The sequence below is a fragment of the Sulfurimonas sp. genome (assembly GCF_014859695.1).
Taxonomy (GTDB): domain Bacteria; phylum Campylobacterota; class Campylobacteria; order Campylobacterales; family Sulfurimonadaceae; genus Sulfurimonas.
Genome location: NZ_JACUTS010000163.1, coordinates 1 through 1,884, shown reverse-complemented (window position 1 = coordinate 1,884; position 1,884 = coordinate 1). Strand labels below are relative to the sequence as shown.

The window sequence follows — 1,884 nt, the reverse complement described above, 5'->3', positions numbered from 1 at the left end:
ACTTTTTAAAACCCTAAAGCAATTATCGAGCCTATATCTCGTCGGATTTACCTAGTTAAAAATTTATGAAGCTGATTGGCAAATCGGTGTGCATCTTTTTGATCAAAGGGCTTTGGACCTCTTGTCATCTCTCCGGTGTCTCTTATGCTCTCCATCAGATTTCTCATGGCTAAATATTGCTTAATATTGTCAACGGTATAAAGCTCGCCTCTATGGTCTATCGCATGTGCCGTTTTATTTATTACTCTGTCTGCTAGCGGGATATCGGCTGTTATTACCAAGTCGCCCTCTTTTGCAAGTTCAACTATATGATGATCTGCTGCATCTGCGCCCTGCTCGACAATAATGTAAGTAATCAGTTTTGATTTGCCGATGGTAATGGGTTTGTTTGAGACTACAAAGGTTTCAATAGAGAGTCTCTCAATCGAGCGAAATAAAATCGGCTTTAGAAGGTTTGGAAAAGCATCGCCATCAACAAAGATTCTTATCACTTTATAAGCTCCAATTTTTTGGCTCGCGGTAGTTTTTTTATCTCCAACTCTCTTATGGTTGCGCTGCTTTTGTCTTTGCAACTCTCAGAGTAAACCAAAACTGTCGGTCTTCTTGCGCGTGTATATTTAGCACCCTTTATAGAGTTGTTATGCTCCTCGACTCTTCTAGCTAAATCCGTAGTTATTCCGGTGTAGAGAGTCTCATCGCTGCATCGCAACACATAGACACTCCATAAGCTCTGTGGGCTATTCGAAGTGGACAAATGTACTTGGCTCCGGTGCCGTAAACTCCATGTTAAGAAGTCTTACTTTATAGGCATGGAGCATTACGCGCTTTGCTCGTCTTCCGCCGTACTGCTCATCACCGACAATCGGATGTTCTATATATCTGAGGTGAGTTCTTATTTGATGCGTTCTTCCGTGGTGGATAATGCACTTTATTTTTGTTTTATTTCCGCTGACGATATCAGGAAAAACTTCAGTTCTTGCAGGCTTTCCTTTTGCAGAAACGTTTGACGAGGCACGATTATTTTTCTTTGTAGTAAGTATCGGCTTGTCTATCTCAATCGGCTCGCTTATAATTCCCTCTACCCACGCAATGTACTCTTTATAAACTCTGTCTTTTCTAAACTCTTCAATAGCTTTTTGACGAAACTCCTCATTTTTTACAAGCATTAAAACTCCGCTTGTTTCACGATCGAGTCTGTGAAGAAGCACGGCAGGTTTAAACTGTCTCTCTATCTCATCCGAGTTTACATGTGCAGGTTTGTCTAGAACAATCAAGTCATCATTTTCAAAAATAGGCTTGATTTTCTCTACTTTTTCAACCCTAAAAGTAGTTTTTGCGTCGATATCTCCACGAGCAATCATTACCTTCTTATTGCCCACATAGACCAAGCCTCTGTCTATCATAGACTTTGCTTGAGAATTTGAGACTCCCTCTTGTGCCGCTAAAAGTTTATATGCTTTTTCTAGTGCCATTTTATTTATTTCCTTAATTTTATTTCATAAAATGAAGGAAAGCCTTCATTATTTGTCCGCCAAAGGAACTCGTCCCTTTGGCTTCGCTAGCCGCTGAGGCACTAAAGCTAACCCCTGTCGGGGTAGATTTTATTTGTCTGCCAAAGGAACTCGTCCCTTTGGCTTCGCTGGCCGCTCAGGCACTGAAACTAACCCCTGCGGGGTAGATTTGTTTTTTTTATAAAAAGGTTAATTTTTTACTATTCTCTCTATTACCGGTTTTAAGTCTATCTTCTCTTCAACCATACTCGGTGGCAAATCTATACATGTCACAAGCGCTTTGTGTATCTCATCAGGCTCTACGTATTGAACATGATAAACATACTTAAAAAGCTCTCTTTGATGAAAAAAGTGTTTTCCGGTAATGATTTTA

Annotated in this window: 4 protein-coding genes and 1 pseudogene; 1 reads left to right on the top strand and 4 read right to left on the bottom strand. The window is 40.2% G+C overall.

The features are described 5' to 3' along the window. Positions 1-47 precede the first annotated feature (47 nt). Genes IBX42_RS12310 through IBX42_RS12300 form a run of 3 tightly spaced genes read right to left on the bottom strand, consistent with a single transcriptional unit; the run spans position 48 to position 1,472 of the window. Complete coding sequence (locus IBX42_RS12310; protein ID WP_294933223.1) at positions 48-488, bottom strand: YaiI/YqxD family protein; 441 nt, start codon at positions 486-488, stop codon at positions 48-50. Next, on the bottom strand, positions 488-712 hold the full coding sequence (locus IBX42_RS12305; protein WP_294933195.1) for a GIY-YIG nuclease family protein: 225 nt from the start codon (positions 710-712) through the stop codon (positions 488-490). The genes IBX42_RS12310 and IBX42_RS12305 overlap by 1 nt, the downstream gene beginning before the upstream one ends. 25 nt (positions 713-737) lie before the next feature. After that, on the bottom strand, positions 738-1,472 hold the full coding sequence (locus IBX42_RS12300) for an RNA pseudouridine synthase (RefSeq protein ID WP_294933194.1): 735 nt from the start codon (positions 1,470-1,472) through the stop codon (positions 738-740). Positions 1,473-1,549: 77 nt separating this feature from the next. On the opposite strand from IBX42_RS12300, the gene IBX42_RS12295 reads away from it, so the two are divergent. Next, positions 1,550-1,678: a hypothetical protein gene (locus tag IBX42_RS12295; RefSeq protein WP_294933222.1), complete on the top strand. Its 129-nt coding sequence runs from the start codon at positions 1,550-1,552 to the stop codon at positions 1,676-1,678. 22 nt (positions 1,679-1,700) lie between these two features. Here the strand turns inward: IBX42_RS12295 and IBX42_RS12290 are convergent. Continuing rightward, a pseudogene (locus tag IBX42_RS12290) lies at positions 1,701-1,884 on the bottom strand (3-deoxy-D-manno-octulosonic acid transferase); the annotation flags it as partial.